The following is a 17,164-nucleotide window of genomic DNA, read 5'->3' on the forward strand; positions in this document are numbered from 1 at the left end:
GCCCATTGGTGCGCGTGGCTTCATGCACGATGACGCAGCGGCCTGTTTTCTTGACCGAAGCCACCAGCGTGTCGAGGTCAAGCGGCCACAGGCTACGCAGGTCGATCACCTCGGCATCGACGCCCGACTCTTCGGCCGCGGCTTCGGCCACATGCACCATGGTGCCGTAGGCGATGACGGTCACCGCGCTGCCGGGCCGGGTGACGCGGGCGCTGTCCAGCGGCACGGTGTAGTAGCCCTCGGGTACCTCGCCCAGCGGGCGTTTGCTCCAGGGCACCACCGGGCGCTCGTGGTGGCCGTCGAACGGACCGTTGTAGAGTCGCTTGGGCTCCAGAAAAATCACAGGGTCGTTGTTTTCAATCGAGGCGATCAGCAGTCCCTTGGCGTCATAGGGGTTGGATGGCATCACCGTGCGCAGGCCGCAGACCTGGGTGAACATGGCCTCGGGGCTCTGGCTGTGGGTTTGGCCGCCATAAATGCCGCCGCCACAGGGCATGCGGATGGTGATGGGGCAGGTGAAGTCGCCCGCCGAGCGGTAGCGCAGGCGTGCCGCCTCCGACACGATCTGGTCGGTGGCCGGGTAGACGTAGTCGGCAAACTGGATCTCGACCACCGGGCGCAGGCCGTAGGCGCCCATGCCGACCGCCGTGCCGACAATGCCGCCTTCGGAAATGGGGGCGTCGAACACGCGTTGTTTGCCGTGTTTTTGCTGCAAGCCCTCGGTGCAGCGAAAGACGCCGCCAAAGTAGCCCACGTCCTGGCCGTAAACGACCACATTGGGGTCACGCGTCAGCATCACGTCCATGGCCGAGCGCAGCGCCTGGATCATCGTCATGGGCATCGTGTTCATGGTGTTGGTGGCGCTCATGATCAGGCTCCCACTCCATGTTGCAGTTCTTGCCGTTGCCGCACCAGGTGCGCCGGCATCTGTTCGTACACGTCCTCGAACATGGTGGCCACGCTTTGGTCGTGCGCATCGGCCAGCGTGCCGAATTTTTCAGCTTCCTTTTGCGCCGCGGCCACTTGCGCCTCCAACTTTTTTTTTGCGGCTTCGTGTTCTTCGTCGGACCAGGCGCCCAAGCCGATCAAATGTTTTTTGAGGCGCTCGATCGGGTCGCCCAGCGGAAAGCGCGCAGGGTCATTGGCGGGTCGGTATTTGCTGGGGTCGTCGCTGGTGGAGTGCGGTCCGGCACGGTAGGTGACCCACTCGATCAGTGTCGGGCCAAAGCTGGAGCGTGCCCGCTCCAGTGCCCATTTGGAGGCCGCGTACACCGCCAGGAAGTCGTTGCCATCGACGCGCAGCGAGGCAATGCCGCAACCGGCACCGCGCGCGGCAAAGGTGGTGCCTTCACCGCCGGCAATGGCCTGGAAGGTGGAGATGGCCCACTGGTTGTTGACCACGTTGATGATGACCGGCGCCCGGTAGACGTGGGCGAAGGTGAGCGCGGTATGAAAGTCGGCCTCGGCGGTGGCGCCGTCACCGATCCAGGCGCTGGCCACCTTGTCGTCGCCTTTGATGGCGCTGGCCATAGCCCAGCCGACCCCCTGGATGACCTGGGTGGCGAGGTTGCCGGAGATCGAGAAAAAGCCCTGCTTCTTGCTGGAATACATCACTGGCAGTTGCCGTCCCTGCATCGGGTCACGGGCATTGCTGTAGAGCTGGCAGATCATGTCCACCATGTTGTTGTCCTCGCGGGCCAGCAGCAGGCCCTGCTGGCGGTAGGTGGGGAAACACATGTCGCCGTCACCAATGGCCAGCGCGTGGGCGCAGGCAATGGCCTCCTCGCCCAGGCACTGCATGTAGAACGACATTTTCTTCTGGCGCTGGGCAATCAACATGCGTGCATCAAAAGCGCGTGTCAGCAGCATGGCGCGCAAGCCGCGCTGCAGCAGTGCCACATCCATTTGCGGGGCCCAGGGACCGACGGCCTGACCGTTGTCGTCGAGCACGCGGATCAGCGCAAAGGCGAGGTCGTTGGTCTGGGCCGCCGCCACATCGACCGGCGGGCGGCGTTTGACGCCAGCAGCGGACAGCGGGAGGTAAGAAAAGTCGGTGTCGTGGCCAGGACGCCCGGTGGGCTCGGGCACGTGCAGGTGCAAAGGCTTGCGCTGTGGCATGGGATCAATCTCCTGGCGGACTTGTGGTCCAACAAAGAATACGTGTTAATCGGCCTGGTGTGCATCGGGTTAAGCACCTAGGCCACTTCAATCTGCCAAAAGCCAAGGGATCACCGCGGCGTTTGGCATTAAGGCAAATCATAGCCGATGGGCACCGACCCATCACCAGTCTGATTTGTGAGGATTTGCACGTTCTGGGCAACCTTTCGGGGCATTCGCGCTTAAGCTCACCAGCTTTAAACCCAACGGAGACCGCAGATGCTGAATCAGGATCAATCCCAAGACTTTGACGCTTTGTTGCCAGGCCAATCCACGGTGAACGGTGCCAGTCGTCGTACCGCACTGAAAGTGGCTCTGGGCGTGGGCTATGCGGCCACCGCCATGCCGATCATGGCGCAAACGGCCATCAAAACCCCTGCCGACGGTTTGACCACGGGCGAATCGACTTTCACTGTGGACGGCTTTTCGGTGCCGTTTTTCCATGCTGCCCCCGCCGGCAAGAAGAACCTGCCGGTGGTGCTGGTGATTCAGGAAATTTTTGGCGTGCATGAGTACATTGCCGACACCTGCCGTCGCTTTGCCAAGGCCGGTTACCTGGCGATTGCACCCGAGATGTTCGCACGCCAGGGCGACCCCAGCAGCTACGGGGAAATGGCCAAACTGATGGCCGAAGTGGTCTCCAAAGTGCCTGATGCGCAAGTCATGAAAGACCTCGACGGGGCCGTGGCCTGGGCTGGTGCCAACGGCGGCAACCTGAACAAAGTGGCGATCACCGGCTTTTGCTGGGGTGGCCGCATCACCTGGCTGTATGCCGCACAAAGCAAGAACGTCAAGGCCGGTGTGGCCTGGTACGGCCGTCTGGTGGGCAATGGCACCGCGCTCACCCCCAAGCACCCGTTGGACCTCGCTGCCAACCTGAATGCCCCGGTGCTGGGCTTGTACGGTGGCCAGGACGGCGGCATTCCGCTGACCACGGTCAACCAGATGAAGGATGCCATGGCCGGTGCCAAGGGCAACGCCGCTGCCCAAGCCTCGGAATTTGTGGTGTACAAGGATGCGCCCCACGCCTTCCACGCCGACTACCGCCCGAGCTACCGCAAAGACGCCGCCGAAGACGGATTCAAGCGTGCGCTGGCCTGGTTCAAGGCCAACGGCGTAGCCTAACCCCGCGCGACCGGCCGGCTGCGGTCACTGCACCACTCGCTCCAACTGCCGGCATAAAGCGCGGCGCGGCCCAGGCCGGCCACTTCCATGGCGATCAGGTTGGGCAGCGCGCTCACACCGCTGCCGCAGTGGTGCACCACGCTGGCCGGGTCGCGGCCAGCCAGCAGGGCGTCAAATTCGGCCCTGAGTTGTGCGGCCGGTTTGAAACGGCCGTCCGGCCCGATGTTGTCGGAGAAAAGGCGATTCAACGCACCCGGAATGTGACCGGCCACTGGGTCGAGCGGCTCCACTTCGCCCCGAAAGCGCGGTGCCGCACGCGCATCCAGGATGGTCTGGCCAGGGCGACCCAATTGGTTAAGCACCATCTCGGTGCTGGCCAGGACCGCCTTGGGCGCGCTCAAGGGGTAACTGCCAGCGGGTTGCGCCTGCTTGATGCCGGCCTCGACCGCTCCCCCCGCCGCCACCCAGGCCTGCAGGCCGCCGTCCAGCACCGCCACCGCTTCATGGCCCAGCCATTTCAGCATCCACCACATCCGTCCGCAGTAATTGGCGCCCTGGCGGTCGTACACCACCACCTGCATGTCCGCTGCCAAGCCGACGCTACCCAGCCAGGCGGCAAAAGCCTCACGAGCAGGCAGCGGGTGGCGGCCGCCACTGGCGGCATCCGGTGCGCCCTTGGCGCTCAGGTGGCGGTCGAGATCAGCGCGCACGGCACCCATCAGGTGTTGCTCAAGGTATTGCGTATCGCCGCCAGTGGGCTGCATCAGCTCGAAACTGCAGTCAAACACCATCAGTGGCTGGCCGCTGGCCATCAGGGTTTGCAGTTGGGGGGCGGAAATCAGGGTGCTGTACATGTGGGCTCCTTGGTGTGTCTTGGGTGACTGATCAATGTTCTTCGGCGGGTGTATCGGGCAGGGCGCGGGTGCGCAACACGGTGCCGGCAACGCCGCTGGCCACAATCAGCGCCATACCCGCCCAGCCCATCGGGGCGATCTGGTCGCCAAACAGGAACAGGCTGTAAAAGGCGGCAAACACAATGCCGGCGTACTGCAGGTTGGCCACCAGCAGTGTGGCACCGCGGCTGAAGGCGCGCGTCATGGCCCATTGGCCCAGTGACGCCAGCACCCCGATCGGAATCAGCCAGGCTGCTGCCTGCCAGCTCACGCTGGTCCAGGGCGTAAAGCCATCCCACAGCACCCCCACCAGCCCGACGAGCGCGGTACTGAACGCAAAGTAAAACACGGTGCGGCCTTCGGGCTCACCGACCTTGCCTAAAGCGGTGACCTGCATGTAGGCCATGGCCGCGCCCATGCCTGACAGCAGGCCCACCAGGCCGGCAAACAGCTGGTTCTGGTCGAGCGTGGGGCGCAACATCATCACCACGCCGGCAAAACCGGCCAGCACCGTGGCCATCAGGGCGCCCTGGCGGCTGCCTTTGCCATACATCAGGGCGCCGCCCACCACAAAAGCCGCCACCCAGACGCCGCTCATGTAATTGAGCGTCATGGCGGTGGCCAGTGGCAAGTGGGCAATCGCATAAAACCAGGCGGCCAATGAAAAGATCCCGATCACGGCGCGCCAGGCGTGCATCATGGGCACCGGCGTGGCCAGTGGTGTGCCTCTTGCGCGCAAGACCAGCACCATGAAAATGACGCTGACCAGGCCGCGGTAAAACACCAGTTCGGGCAGGCTGAAACTGCTTGAGGCCACCTTGATGCCGACCGCCATGGTGGCAAAGAAGAAGGACGCCAACACCATCCAGAGCGCTTGCATGCTTACAGGCCTTCTGGTCCCATTTCGCGGCGATACCAGTTGTGAAAGTGCTGCATGCCGTCTTCCATCGGGCTCGGGTAGGGGCCGACCTCGTTGTCGCCGCGCGCCAGCAGGGCCCGGCGCCCGGCGTCCATGCGCTCGCCAATCTCGTCGTCTTCGAGGCAGGTTTCCATGTAGGCGGCCTGCTGGGCCTCGACAAATTCGCGCTCGAAGGCGGCAATTTCCTCGGGGTAGAAAAATTCCACCTGGTTCAGTGTCTTGTCAGGGCCCATCGGGTGCAGCGTGGACACCGTGAGCACATGTGGGTACCACTCGACCATGATGTGCGGGTAGTAGGTGAGCCAGATGGCACCGCGCTCAGGCAGCGTGCCGTTGCGGTAGCCCAGCAGGGCATCGTGCCAGCGCTGGTAGGTCGGCGACCCGGGTTTGCCGAAGGCTTTGGAAACGCCCACGGTTTGCACCGAAAACTGTTCGCCAAACTGCCAGCGCAGGTCGTCACAGGTGACAAAGTGACCCAATCCGGGGTGGAACGGCCCCACGTGGTAGTCCTCCAGATAGACCTCGATGAAGGTTTTCCAGTTGTAGTTGCACTCGTGCAACTCCACCTTGTCGAGCACATAACCCGAAAAATCCAGTGCGCTTTGCTCGCCCATGCCGGTCAGGTCGGCGGCAATGTCGCGACCGTTGTCTTCAAACAGCAGCCCGTTCCATTGGCGCAGCGGGTAGTTGGCCAGGTTCAGGCAGGGGTCGGTGGGGAAGTGAGGCGCGCCCATGAGCTTGCCCGCGGGTGTCTGGCCGCTGCGGTCACCGGCGCTGTAGGTCCAGCGGTGAATCGGGCAGACGATGTTGCCGGCCGAGGCGTTTTGTAGCGAGCCCCGCCCTTTCAGCATGATGGCCTGGCGGTGCCGGCAGACGTTGGAGATCAGCTCGATGCCATTGGGCGTGTGCACCAGCGCGCGGCCCTCGGCCTCGTGCGCCAGCGTGGCGTAGTCGCCCACGTTGGGCACACTGGCGGCGTGACCCACATAGCGTGGTCCCCGCTGGAAAAGTTGCTGCACTTCGCGCTGGTAAAGCGCGGGATCAAAATAAGAACTAACTGGTAGTTGGCCGGTGGCCTGCTGCAGTTGAAGACTTAAATCAGACATGGGTGACCTGACCTAAAGACTCCCCACAGGGAGATGCGCGGGTGACCGGAGTCATGCGCGAAACAAAAGAATCCAGCCTGGGCTGGCGCAAGGTAGGGCATTGTACCTTTGGGGCGTGGCTTGGCGGGTGCGGTTCAAACGAAGTGGGTGAACTGCCGGGGCCAAGGTGGCATCACGGTGCTTGCCCCATCACCCGGCTGATTTGATGCGCTGGTGAGTCGATCCCCCGCAGAGGAAATTCTTGCAGCGTCATTCGGTAAAAATAAGCTGCCATATGGGCGCACAGGTGCGGGGATTGGGTCATGCGACCGGGCTTTGGCGGCAAAGGCGCGCGCAGACAGCAGGTCGGCGATAGGCGCCTTCTATTTCGTGCGTGATTTGCTCCCAAAACCGCATGCGCATGGCCCGGTCGCCGCGCCGGGCTTGATGTCAGGCCTGCTGCTGGAAAAGTTACCCGGGCGGATCCGCAGCGCGCGCCAAGGCATAAAATCGCACTTTTGATTCCGGGAGTGTTGCGTTATATGGTTACTGCCTCGAAACACGGACCTGCTGCGCCCGCGCACTACGAGGCTGCCTTGCAGGAGCTTGAGCAGCTGGTGGCCAGGCTCGAGTCCGGCGATATGCCTTTGGAACAATTGCTGACGCAATACCAGCGTGGCGCAGAACTGTTGAAGTTTTGCCGCGACCGGCTGGCCGCGGTCGAGGACCAGATCAAGGTGCTGGACCAGGGCACGCTCAAGGCCTGGAGCGGTGAATCAGCATGACGGAACCCTTTGATCTGAACCACTGGTGTGCGCACCACCTGCAACGCGTTGAACAGGCACTGGACACTTGGGTCAGTGTCGACGCGACCGCCGACCTGGATCACGCGGCACCCGCCGAGCTCATGGTGGCGATGCGCTATGCGGTGCTCGATGGCGGCAAGCGCCTGCGCCCGCTGCTGGTGATGGCGGCCTTTGAGGCCGTCACCCAGGGTATGCGCCAGGCCGGCCTGGCGGTGGCGGCTTCTGACGAAGAGCTGGCCTTGCGCGCCGCTTGCGCGGTCGAACTGATCCACGCCTACTCCCTGGTCCATGACGACATGCCCTGCATGGACAACGACGTGCTGCGCCGTGGCAAGCCCACGGTCCATGTGGAATTTGGCTCGGCCAGCGCCTTGTTGGCGGGTGATGCGCTGCAGGCCCTGGCCTTTGAATTGTTGACCCCGGATAATGCTGCCGTGCCCGCCAGCCGGCAGGCCTGCCTGTGCCGTTTGCTGGCGCGTGCGGCGGGTTGTGCTGGCATGGCCGGCGGCCAGGCCATTGACCTGGCCAGTGTCGGACGCGCCCTGAGCGAAGACCAGTTGCGTGAAATGCACCAGCTCAAGACCGGCGCCCTGTTGCAGGCCAGTGTCATGATGGGCGCCGCCTGCGGCGACGCCACGGCCCAGGCGCGGCAAGCCCTGCAGACCTATGGCGCGGCCATGGGCCTGGCGTTTCAGGTGGTCGACGATATTCTGGATGTCACGGCCGATTCCGCCACGCTGGGTAAAACGGCGGGCAAGGACCAGGCCCAGGACAAGCCCACTTATGTGTCGCTGATGGGGCTGGAGCCCGCCCGGCGTTATGCTCAGACCCTCTTTCAGCAGGCGTTGGTGGCGCTGGCTGCCAGTGGTTTACCCGATACCCGCGCGCTGCAAGGCCTGGCAAGTCTGCTGGTGCAGCGTTCCAGCTGACGCGCTGCACCCTGTCAAAATTCGAGCCTATGTTGATGAATAACCCCTATCCCTTGTTGCAGACCATCCAGGCGCCGGCCGACCTGCGGCATTTGCAGCGCGAGCAACTCGACGCCCTGGCCACCGAGCTGCGTGCCTTTTTGCTGGAGAGCGTGTCCAAGACCGGTGGCCACCTGAGCTCCAACCTGGGTACGGTCGAACTCACGGTCGCACTGCACTATGTCTTCAACACCCCGTACGACAGGGTCGTCTGGGACGTGGGACACCAGACTTATCCGCACAAAATCCTCACAGGCCGGCGTGAGCGCATGGGCACGCTGCGCCAGTTGGGTGGTCTGAGCGGTTTTCCGCAGCGCGCCGAGAGCGAATTCGACGCTTTTGGCACGGCGCATTCCAGTACCTCCATTTCGGCCGCCCTGGGCATGGCCATGGCCTCGCGGCTCAAGGGTGAGGACCGCCATGCCATTGCCGTCATTGGTGACGGCGCCATGACCGCTGGCATGGCTTTTGAGGCCATGAACAACGCCGGGGTGTCAGACTGCAACTTGTTGGTGATCCTGAACGACAACGACATGTCGATCAGCCCGCCAGTCGGCGCTCTGAACCGTTACCTGGCCAAGCTGCTCAGCGGCCAGTTTTATGCGGCTGCCAAAAGCGCCAGCAAGAACGTGTTGCGCGGTGCGCCACCGCTGCTGGAACTGGCGCGCCGCATCGAAGAATCGGCCAAGGGCATGGTCAGCCGGGTCACCCTGTTCGAGAAGTTCGGTTTCAACTACGTCGGGCCGATCGACGGTCACGACGTGCAGACGCTGGTGTCGGTGCTGGAAAACATCAAGCACCTCAAGGGTCCGCAGTTTTTGCATGTGGTCACCAAAAAAGGCCAGGGCTACAAGCTGGCCGAGGCCGACCCGGTGGCCTACCATGGCCCCGGCAAGTTCGACCCGGCGGTGGGCCTGCAACAATCAACGTCGGCCAGCAAACCCACGTTCACTCAGGTCTTTGGTGACTGGCTTTGTGACATGGCCGCCGCTGACGACCGGCTGGTGGGCATCACCCCGGCCATGCGCGAGGGTTCCGGCATGGTGGCGTTTGAGCAGCGCTTTCCGCACCGCTATTTCGATGTCGGCATTGCCGAGCAGCATGCCGTGACGTTTGCCGCCGGCCTGGCCTGCGAAGGCCTCAAACCGGTGGTGGCGATCTACTCCACCTTTTTGCAGCGCGGTTACGACCAGCTGGTCCACGACGTCGCCATCCAGAACCTGCCGGTGGTGTTTGCGCTCGACCGTGCCGGCTTGGTGGGGGCCGACGGCGCCACCCATGCCGGCGCCTACGACATCTCCTACCTGCGCTGTATTCCCAACCTCAGTGTGGCCTGTCCGGCCGATGAAAACGAGTGCCGCCAGTTGCTCAGCACCGCGTTTGCCCAAAACAGCCCGGTGGCCGTGCGGTACCCGCGTGGCGTCGGTGCCGGTGTGCCGGTCAGGAATACGCTGGACGCACTGCCTTTTGGCAAGGGCGAAATCCGCCGCAGCGGCCAGCGCATTGCCATTCTGGCCTTTGGCACGCTGCTGTACCCGGCGCTTGAAGCCGCAAAGGCCCTGGATGCCACGGTGGTCAACATGCGTTGGGCCAAGCCACTCGATGTGGTCTTGCTGCTGCAGGTGGCCGCTGGCCACGAGGCCCTGGTGACCGTGGAAGAGGGCGCCGTGATGGGCGGGGCCGGCAGCGCTGTGCTGGAAGCGCTGGCTGGCGCCGGCATGACCCGACCGGTGTTGCAATTAGGCTTGCGTGACGCCTTCATCGAGCACGGTGATCCGGCCAAATTGCTGGCCCTGGAAGGCCTGGACGCACCCGGGATCGAAGCCGCTGTCCGTGCCCGCTTTGCGTTGGCGCAAGCTTTGTGAAAAAGCAAGTCTTTTCGAGGGTAAACCCGCCCGCTTGCAGAGGGTGCGCTTCTTAGAATATCAGGTGACACTTAAGCGTCATGGTCATGCCTTGCTGCATGGCATGACATGGAATTCAGTTTGCAAACAAGGAGTAAATCAATGGATCGTCGTTCGCTTATCAAAAATGCAGGTATCGCGGGTGTTTTGGCCGCCGGTGTGGCACCCGCCGTGCATGCCCAAGGCGCCACTGTGCGCTGGCGTCTGGCTTCGAGCTTCCCCAAGTCATTGCCCACCATTTTTGGCAGTGCCGAGATGTTTGCCAAGACCGTTAAGGAATTGTCGGGCGGCAAGTTTGAAGTTTCGGTGCATGCGGGCGGTGAATTGATGCCTCCGTTTGGCGTGGTCGATGGCATTCAGAACGGCACGGTCGAGATGGCCCAAACGGCGTCTTACTACTTCACCGGCAAGGATCCCATTTTTGCCTTTGGTTGCGCTGTGCCGTTTGGCCTGACTGCGCGCCAGATGGATGCCTGGATGGAGCACGGCAATGGCCGCAAGCTGATGGACGAGTTCTATGCCAAGTACAACATCAAGAGCCGCAGCGCAGGCAACACCGGCACCCAGATGGGCGGCTGGTACCGCAAGGAAATCAAGACCGTGAACGACCTCAAGGGTCTGAAGATGCGCATGGGCGGCGGCCTGTTTGGCGAAGCCATGCAAAAGCTCGGTGTGGTGTCGCAAAACATGCCCGCCGGCGAGGTCTACCAGGCGCTTGAAAAAGGCACGCTCGATGCCACCGAGTTCGTGGGCCCCTACGACGACCAGAAGCTGGGCTTCAACAAGGTGGCTCCGTTCTACTACTACCCCGGCTGGTGGGAAGGCGGCGCAGAACTCGAGTTTTTCATCAACACCAAGGCCTATGCGGCGCTGCCGCCCGAATACCGGGCCATGGTGGACGTGGCCACGGCCGTGGCGGCGCGCGACATGACGGCCAAGTACGATGCCTTCAACCCGATTGCCCTGAAGAAATTGGTGGCCGACGGCACCAAGCTCAAGCCCTTCCCCAAGGCTGTCATGGACGCCGGCTTCAAGGCTTCCATGGAAGTATTTGCTGCCCACGAAGCCAAGTCGCCAGAGTTCAAGAAAATCCACCAGGACATGCGTGCCTTCCAGCGCGACCAGCTGCTGTGGCTGCGTTTCTCTGAAATGCGTTTTGACAGTTACATGGCAGGCGTCAAGATCTAAGTCTCAGACGGTCCTGAAACGCCTCAAACAGCCAGGGTGCTGTTTGAGGCGTTCTTATTTGTGCAGCTCGGCCTGATTGGCCGAGGCACTGCCTCAGGGCTTGGCTTTTTTGCCGTCCTTGGCAATGGCTTCCTGCATGGCGGCCATGGGGTCGGCTTCTTCGTCCAGGGCGGGCGGTGCTTCCAGGGTGGGCGCGGCGTTGTCAGCGGGTGTGGCTTCTTCTGCGGGCGTCGCTTCATCGGCTGTGGGCTCGTCGGCGCCGTCCATGGGTTCGGTATCCAGCATTTGCAGTTGTTCCATCACAGCGGCGTCGCTCAGGCCCTTGTCGGTGGCCATGTTGCCTACCACCAGTGACGGGAACACCATGATGGCGACCACCATGATGAGCTGCAGCACGATGAAGGCTATCGAGCCCTTGTAGATCTCGTTGGTGCTCACGGCCCGGATGGTCTGGCCGGTCACGCGGTCCTTGTAGTCGAACTTGGCGGCCACGCTGCGCAGGTAAAACAACGCAAAGCCGAACGGCGGTGTCAGGAACGAGGTTTGCAGGTTCATGGCGATGATCACACCAAACCAGATCATGGCCATGTCAGGCGTCATGCCGGGCACCAGGCCGGGCAGAATTTTCTCGGCCACCGGGGCCAGCAGCGGCAGCACGATGAAGGCGATCTCGAAGAAATCGATGAACATGCCCAGCACAAACACCAGGATGTTCACCACAATCAAAAAGCCCCAGCCGCCACCCGGCATGTCGGTGAACAGGTGCTCCACCCAGATGTGGCCGTCGGCTGCGTTGAAGGTGAAGCTGAACACGGTGGAGCCGATCAGGATGAACAGCACGAACGAGGCCAGCTTGGCCGTGTTTTCCAGGGCCTGACTGAGCAGCGGCATGGACAGGCGACGCTTGCCAATGGCCAGGATCAGGGCACCGAGTGCGCCCATGGCGCCGCCCTCGGTCGGCGTGGCCACCCCTAGAAAAATCGTGCCCAGCACCAGAAAGATCAGGATCAGCGGTGGCATCAGCACAAAGGTGACCTGCTCGGCCAGTCGGGACAGCAGGCCCATTCTTGTGATGCGGTTAAAAAGCGCCAGCACCAGCCCGGTGATGGAGGCCAGCGTCAGGGTCATGATGACGATCTCGTCACCTGCGGAAGGCATGCTGCGCTCCAGCCAGCGGGTCATCAGGCTGTTGTGCACCTGGGACCAGCTCCAGCCCACCGCCGCACAAATCAACACCAGCACCAGCAAAGAACGGTGGCCCGAACTGCCATTGGGCTCGCGGTAAATCCGGGCTTCCTGGGGCAGGGCAGGCACCCAACCCGGCTTGACCAGTGCCACGATCACGACAAATCCGATGTACAGGCCCACCAATAGCAGGCCGGGCAACAAGGCGCCGGCATACATGTCGCCCACGGAACGACCCAACTGGTCGGCCAGCACAATCAGCACCAGCGACGGCGGGACTGCCTGCGCCAGCGTGCCCGAGGCGGTGATGGCACCGGTGGCGATGGTGCGGTTGTAACCGTAGCGCAGCATGATGGGTAGCGAGATCAGACCCATGGAAATCACGGCAGCCGCCACCACGCCGGTGGTGGCTGCCAGCAGCGCACCCACCAGAATCACGGCAATGGCCAGGCCGCCGCGCAGCGGGCCAAAGACCTGGCCCACGGTTTCAAGCAAGTCCTCGGCCATGCCGGAGCGTTCCAGAATGATGCCCATGAAGGTGAAAAACGGAATCGCCAGCAGCGTGTCGTTTTGCATGATGCCAAATATGCGCAGTGGCAGCGCCTGAAACAGCGAGGCCGGAAAGATACCGGCCTCCATGCCGATGAAGCCAAATGCCAGGCCGGTCGCGGCCAGGGCAAACGCCACGGGAAAACCGGTCAGCAAGAAGGCGAACAGTCCGCAAAACATGAGCGGCACAAATTGTTGTGCCAGAAAGGTGGTCTGCATTTATTTGCCCTCAGCCAGTTTGCGGGCAACGATGGCCTCGAGTTCTTCCAGGTGTTTTTCCTCGTCTGATTTGTTGACCTCATGCGACAACGCGTCGGGGCCCTGGCCTTTCAGGAAAGCAATGCGCTTGATCAATTCCGACAGCCCCTGCAGGGCCAGCAGGGAAAAACCCAGTGGAATCAGGCCGTAGGCCGGCCAGCGGATCAAGCCGCCGGGGTTGGGTGACATTTCACCCGTAGCCAGCGCGTTGGTGAACAGCGGCCAGCTCAAGGCGATGCTGAGCAGACAAAACGGCAACAGCACGATGAGGATGCCGACCACGTCAATCCAGTTGCGCGTGCGCGCCGTTAATTTGGAGGCAACGAAATCAATGCGGACGTGCGAATTTTTCAGAAAACCATAACCAGCGCCCATCAGAAAAACAGCGGCAAACAGGTACCACTGAATCTCCAGCAGGCCGTTGGAGCTGACGTTGAACATTTTGCGCACGATGGCGTTGCCGGCGCTGATCAGGGTGGTGGCCAGGATCAGCCACATGCTGAGTTTGCCGATCCAGGTGGTGATCTGGTCGATCAGCCGGGACAGCGCGAGAAATGGGGTCATGGTGTTTTCATTGTGTTGAAGGCCAGCAAGCTGGCGCCCTGAATTTTAGGGCGTGATGCCGGTGTTTTGTCCTGCCGGTAGTCCCACCAGGGCAAAACCTTGCGCATGGACTGCACCCGGCCACTTTGCTGTGCCTGGTAGCCCGGTATGGTGTTGATCTGGCCGAGCCATTGGGGAGTTTGCAACAGGTGCAGCAGGGCTGCGATGCCGGGCTGTGCCAGCGCCGACTTGAGGCACACCAGGTGGTAGCTTTCGTCTGCCAGCGGCACGAAGTCGAGGCCGGCGGCTTGGGCTGCGGCGGCAATGCCCAGGCCCGCATCGCACTGGCCTGCCGCCACCGCTTGCGCCACGGCGCTATGTGAGGGCTCGGTGTGGTCATAGCCTGGCAACTGGCTGGCCAACAGGCCGGCCTGGGCCAGCAGTTCGTCCAGCGCCACGCGGGTGCCACTGCCCAGCGTTCGGTTGGCAAAGCGGGCCTGGCGCTGCACCACGTCCTGCAAGCTGTGCAAACTCAGCGGGTTGCCCCGCACCACCATCAGTCCCTGGGTGCGCCGGGCAAAGCCGATGATCTTGTGCTGGCCCGGTTGCAGCAGCGGCTTGTAGATGCGCTCCGTCAGGGTTTTTTTGCCGGTTCCCAACAGGGTGTGAAAGCCGGCCATCACGCAGCGGCCTTCGTTGAGCGCGCGAATGGCGTCGACACTGCCAGTGAAGCGGATGTCCAGGTGCAGCCGGCCGCTTTCCTGGGGCAAGGCCAGGTGGTCGCCCTGCAGGGCGTGCTCGCGCAGGCGCGAGAGCGCGTCGTCATGGCTGGCATACAGGGTGACCACATGCACGCCGTTGTCAAAGGCCAGCGCGTAGCTGCGCTCCAGCTCGGCGCGCAAGGCCTCGATTTGGGGTGACAGACGGGCCTGCGCCCGGCGCTCGGCCCACATCAGCTTGCTGCCAAACTCCGTCAGGTGGGCGCGCTGGCCTTTCTCCCAGATCACCAGCTCGTTGCCCAGTTCGTTTTCCCAACGCTTGAGCTCGCCCCAGACGTGGCGGTAGCTCAAACCCAGTGCGCGCGCACCGCCCGAGATCGAGCCCTGGCTGCTCACCGCCTGCAGCAGGTCGATCAGCGGGTTGCGCAGCAGCGCCGGGCTGCTGTCTTTGGAGAGGGTGTAGTGGAGTTGCAGCCTATGCACGGTGGTTCATATCGCCAGGTTTTTGATCGGTGGCTAGGATAGCCGAATCCAACACGGACAGGGCTTGCGCACTTTGTGTGGCTGCAGCCGGTCCTGCCATTTTTCTCTTCATGACCACTTTTTCCGAAAGTGCGGCCACCGCGCTGCAACTCATCACCACGATGGACGCCGAATTGCTCACGATTGTGGGTCGTTCCCTGGCGGTGAGCGCGACCGCCTGCGCGCTGGCCTGCAGCCTGGGGCTGGTGCTGGGCGCATGGCTCGGCGTGGCACGTTTTGCCGGGCGCGGTGCGGTGCTGGCGCTGCTCAACACCTATTTGGCCGTGCCCTCGGTGGTGGTGGGGCTGGTGGTTTACCTGCTGCTGTCGCGCTCTGGGCCGCTGGGATTTTTGGGCTGGTTGTTCAGTTTCAAGGCCATGGTGCTGGCGCAAGCCGTGCTGGTGCTGCCGGTGGTCACCGCCCTGACGCGCCAGGCGGTGGAAGATGCGCAGAATTTGCACGGCGAACAACTGCAGTCGCTGGGTGCCCGGCCGCTGGTGCGCAGCCTGCTGCTGGCCTGGGATGAGCGTTATGCCTTGCTCACGGTGCTGATCGCTTCCTTTGGCAGGGCCATCTCCGAAGTGGGTGCGGTGATGATTGTGGGTGGCAATATCGACGGCTTTACCCGCGTCATGACCACGGCCATTGCCCTGGAGACCAGCAAGGGTGACCTGCCGCTGGCGCTGGGCCTGGGGCTGATTTTGCTCGCGGTGGTGCTGCTGCTCAATGCCTTGATTGCCGGGCTGCGGCGCTGGCGCGAGGCACGGGTGGGCGGCACGACACCCGCCGCCGCACTGGCGGTGTCGGCATGAGCGCGGTGTTTGCCCTGAACAGTGCCTCGGTGCATTTTGGCCTGCCGGCACGCGCCGTGCGCGCGCTTTCTGATGTCAGCTTGCAGATCCACTTGGGTGAGCGGGTGGCCTTGGTGGGGGCCAATGGCTGCGGCAAGAGCACCTTGCTGCGCGTGCTGCATGGCTTGATTGCGCCCACTTCAGGGCAGGTTCAAAGCCAAGCGGACTTGCGCCAGGCCATGCTGTTTCAAAAACCGCACCTGATGCGTCTGTCGGTGCAGGCCAATATTGCGCTGGGTTTGTGGCTGCGCGGCACGCCCTGGAAGCAGGCCAAGGAACAGGCCTTGACGGCGCTGGCGCGCGTCGGCTTGCGGGCGCTGGCTGCGCGCAATGCACGCCAGCTCTCGGGCGGCCAGCAGCAGCGTGTGGCCATGGCGCGCGCCTGGGCTTTGCAGCCAAAGGTGCTCTTGCTTGATGAGCCCACCGCCAGCCTGGACCCGCACGCCAAGCGCGAGGTGGAGGCCCTTATCGAGGAATTTGCCAGCGGCGCAGAGGCCATGACCCTGGTGTTTGCCAGCCACAACCTGGGTCAGGTCAAGCGCCTGGCCAGCCGGGTGATTTACCTGGAGCAGGGCCACGTGCTGGCCGACCTGCCGGTGCATGATTTTTTTGGTGGATCTTTGCTGCAGATGCAGTACCCGGCGGCCCATTTGTTTGTCAAGGGAGAACTGGTATGAAAGCCGTGGTGAAGCTGGCGCTGGTCGCCACGTCCGTGCTCGTGTCCATGGGCGTGCTGGCGCAGTCCATTGTGGTGGCCTCCACCACCTCGACCGAGCAGTCGGGGCTGTTTTCGGTGTTGCTGCCCGCGTTCAAAAAGGCCAGCGGCATCGACGTCAAGGTGGTGGCGCTGGGCACCGGCCAGGCGATCGACATGGGCCGTCGTGGCGACGCCGACGTGCTGTTTGTGCACGACAAGCCGGCCGAAGAAAAAGTGGTGGCCGAGGGCTTCGCCGTCAAGCGCCTGGAGGTGATGACCAACGACTTCGTGGTGGTCGGCCCGGCAGCTGACCCGGTCAAGGTCAAAGGCCGGGATGTGGTCGACGCGCTCAAGAAAATTGCCGGCGCCCATGCCGGTTTCATCTCGCGCGGCGACAAGAGCGGCACCCATGCGGCCGAGTTGCGCTTCTGGCAAATAGCGGACCTGGCCGGCAAGCAGGGCAGCGGCTACAAGTCTTGCGGTTGCGGCATGGGCCCGGCGCTCAACATGGCGTCCAGCACAGGCGCCTATGTGCTCACCGACCGTGGCACCTGGCTCAACTTCAAGAACCGGGGTGAACTCAAGGTGTTGGTCGAAGGCGACCTGCGCCTGTTCAACCAGTACGGTGTGATGCTGGTGAATCCGGCCAAACATCCGCACGTGAAGGCGGTCGATGGCCAGAAGTTTGTCGATTGGGTGACCGGCAGTACAGGCCAGGCAACGATTGCCAGCTACAAAATTGGCGGCGAACAGCTGTTTTTTCCGAATGCGGTGAAATAGACCCTTGTCGGAGCT

Annotated in this window: 16 protein-coding genes; 8 read left to right on the plus strand and 8 right to left on the minus strand. The window is 62.9% G+C overall.

The window, feature by feature from the left end:
- Both Q7U49_RS15185 and Q7U49_RS15190 read right to left on the minus strand, forming a co-directional pair.
- Window positions 1-868: alpha-ketoacid dehydrogenase subunit beta (locus Q7U49_RS15185; protein WP_304765573.1), on the minus strand; the 868-nt coding region annotated here is incomplete at its 3' end.
- 2 nt (window positions 869-870) lie between these two features.
- Window positions 871-2,118: a 3-methyl-2-oxobutanoate dehydrogenase (2-methylpropanoyl-transferring) subunit alpha gene (locus Q7U49_RS15190; protein ID WP_304765576.1), complete on the minus strand. Its 1,248-nt coding sequence runs from the start codon at window positions 2,116-2,118 to the stop codon at window positions 871-873.
- Window positions 2,119-2,376: 258 nt separating this feature from the next.
- On the opposite strand from Q7U49_RS15190, the gene Q7U49_RS15195 reads away from it, so the two are divergent.
- Window positions 2,377-3,282, plus strand: coding sequence for a dienelactone hydrolase family protein (locus Q7U49_RS15195; protein ID WP_304765579.1), 906 nt, complete (start codon window positions 2,377-2,379; stop codon window positions 3,280-3,282).
- Here Q7U49_RS15195 and Q7U49_RS15200 read toward each other — a convergent pair.
- Genes Q7U49_RS15200 through Q7U49_RS15210 form a run of 3 tightly spaced genes read right to left on the minus strand, consistent with a single transcriptional unit; the run spans window position 3,279 to window position 6,200 of the window.
- Window positions 3,279-4,136, minus strand: a complete 858-nt coding sequence (locus tag Q7U49_RS15200) for a sulfurtransferase (RefSeq protein WP_304765582.1) — start codon at window positions 4,134-4,136, stop codon at window positions 3,279-3,281. The two genes, Q7U49_RS15195 and Q7U49_RS15200, sit on opposite strands and share 4 nt — an antisense overlap.
- A 31-nt stretch (window positions 4,137-4,167) precedes the next feature.
- Window positions 4,168-5,055 carry a DMT family transporter gene (locus tag Q7U49_RS15205; protein ID WP_304765585.1) on the minus strand — a complete coding sequence of 296 codons (888 nt, stop codon included), beginning with the start codon at window positions 5,053-5,055 and terminating at the stop codon, window positions 4,168-4,170.
- 2 nt (window positions 5,056-5,057) lie between these two features.
- Entirely contained in the window at window positions 5,058-6,200 is a 1,143-nt protein-coding gene (locus Q7U49_RS15210; RefSeq protein ID WP_304765588.1) for an aromatic ring-hydroxylating dioxygenase subunit alpha, read from the minus strand.
- Window positions 6,201-6,721: 521 nt separating this feature from the next.
- Between Q7U49_RS15210 and Q7U49_RS15215 the strand changes: the two genes are divergently transcribed.
- From Q7U49_RS15215 to Q7U49_RS15230, 4 genes are all read left to right on the plus strand, one after another.
- A complete protein-coding gene (locus Q7U49_RS15215) occupies window positions 6,722-6,964 on the plus strand; it encodes an exodeoxyribonuclease VII small subunit (RefSeq protein ID WP_304765591.1) in 243 nt (80 codons plus the stop codon).
- A complete protein-coding gene (locus Q7U49_RS15220; RefSeq protein ID WP_304765594.1) occupies window positions 6,961-7,914 on the plus strand; it encodes a polyprenyl synthetase family protein in 954 nt (317 codons plus the stop codon). Before Q7U49_RS15215 ends, Q7U49_RS15220 begins: the two co-directional genes overlap by 4 nt.
- A 35-nt stretch (window positions 7,915-7,949) precedes the next feature.
- Window positions 7,950-9,818, plus strand: coding sequence for a 1-deoxy-D-xylulose-5-phosphate synthase (gene dxs, locus Q7U49_RS15225; RefSeq protein ID WP_370654023.1), 1,869 nt, complete (start codon window positions 7,950-7,952; stop codon window positions 9,816-9,818).
- A gap of 141 nt (window positions 9,819-9,959) precedes the next feature.
- Window positions 9,960-11,045, plus strand: coding sequence for a TRAP transporter substrate-binding protein (locus Q7U49_RS15230; protein ID WP_304765597.1), 1,086 nt, complete (start codon window positions 9,960-9,962; stop codon window positions 11,043-11,045).
- Between the two features lie 93 nt (window positions 11,046-11,138).
- On the opposite strand, the gene Q7U49_RS15235 is transcribed toward Q7U49_RS15230, so the two are convergent.
- Genes Q7U49_RS15235 through Q7U49_RS15245 form a run of 3 tightly spaced genes read right to left on the minus strand, consistent with a single transcriptional unit; the run spans window position 11,139 to window position 14,782 of the window.
- Window positions 11,139-12,998 carry a TRAP transporter large permease subunit gene (locus Q7U49_RS15235; RefSeq protein WP_304765600.1) on the minus strand — a complete coding sequence of 620 codons (1,860 nt, stop codon included), beginning with the start codon at window positions 12,996-12,998 and terminating at the stop codon, window positions 11,139-11,141.
- Window positions 12,999-13,601 (minus strand): TRAP transporter small permease subunit, encoded by a 603-nt coding sequence (locus tag Q7U49_RS15240; RefSeq protein ID WP_304765603.1) that lies wholly within the window; start codon window positions 13,599-13,601, stop codon window positions 12,999-13,001.
- Window positions 13,598-14,782: a substrate-binding domain-containing protein gene (locus Q7U49_RS15245; RefSeq protein WP_304765606.1), complete on the minus strand. Its 1,185-nt coding sequence runs from the start codon at window positions 14,780-14,782 to the stop codon at window positions 13,598-13,600. Before Q7U49_RS15245 ends, Q7U49_RS15240 begins: the two co-directional genes overlap by 4 nt.
- Window positions 14,783-14,892: 110 nt before the next feature.
- Here Q7U49_RS15245 and Q7U49_RS15250 point away from each other — a divergent pair, with 110 nt between their 5' ends.
- Genes Q7U49_RS15250 through Q7U49_RS15260 form a run of 3 tightly spaced genes read left to right on the plus strand, consistent with a single transcriptional unit; the run spans window position 14,893 to window position 17,149 of the window.
- Window positions 14,893-15,633, plus strand: a complete 741-nt coding sequence (locus Q7U49_RS15250) for an ABC transporter permease (RefSeq protein ID WP_304765609.1) — start codon at window positions 14,893-14,895, stop codon at window positions 15,631-15,633.
- Window positions 15,630-16,349, plus strand: a complete 720-nt coding sequence (locus tag Q7U49_RS15255) for a phosphate ABC transporter ATP-binding protein (RefSeq protein WP_304765612.1) — start codon at window positions 15,630-15,632, stop codon at window positions 16,347-16,349. The genes Q7U49_RS15250 and Q7U49_RS15255 overlap by 4 nt, the downstream gene beginning before the upstream one ends.
- 47 nt (window positions 16,350-16,396) lie before the next feature.
- Window positions 16,397-17,149, plus strand: coding sequence for a substrate-binding domain-containing protein (locus tag Q7U49_RS15260; protein WP_304765721.1), 753 nt, complete (start codon window positions 16,397-16,399; stop codon window positions 17,147-17,149).
- The last annotated feature ends 15 nt before the right edge of the window (window positions 17,150-17,164 follow it).

Source organism: Rhodoferax sp., from assembly GCF_030653815.1.
In the GTDB taxonomy this organism is placed as follows: Bacteria; Pseudomonadota; Gammaproteobacteria; order Burkholderiales; family Burkholderiaceae_C; genus Rhodoferax.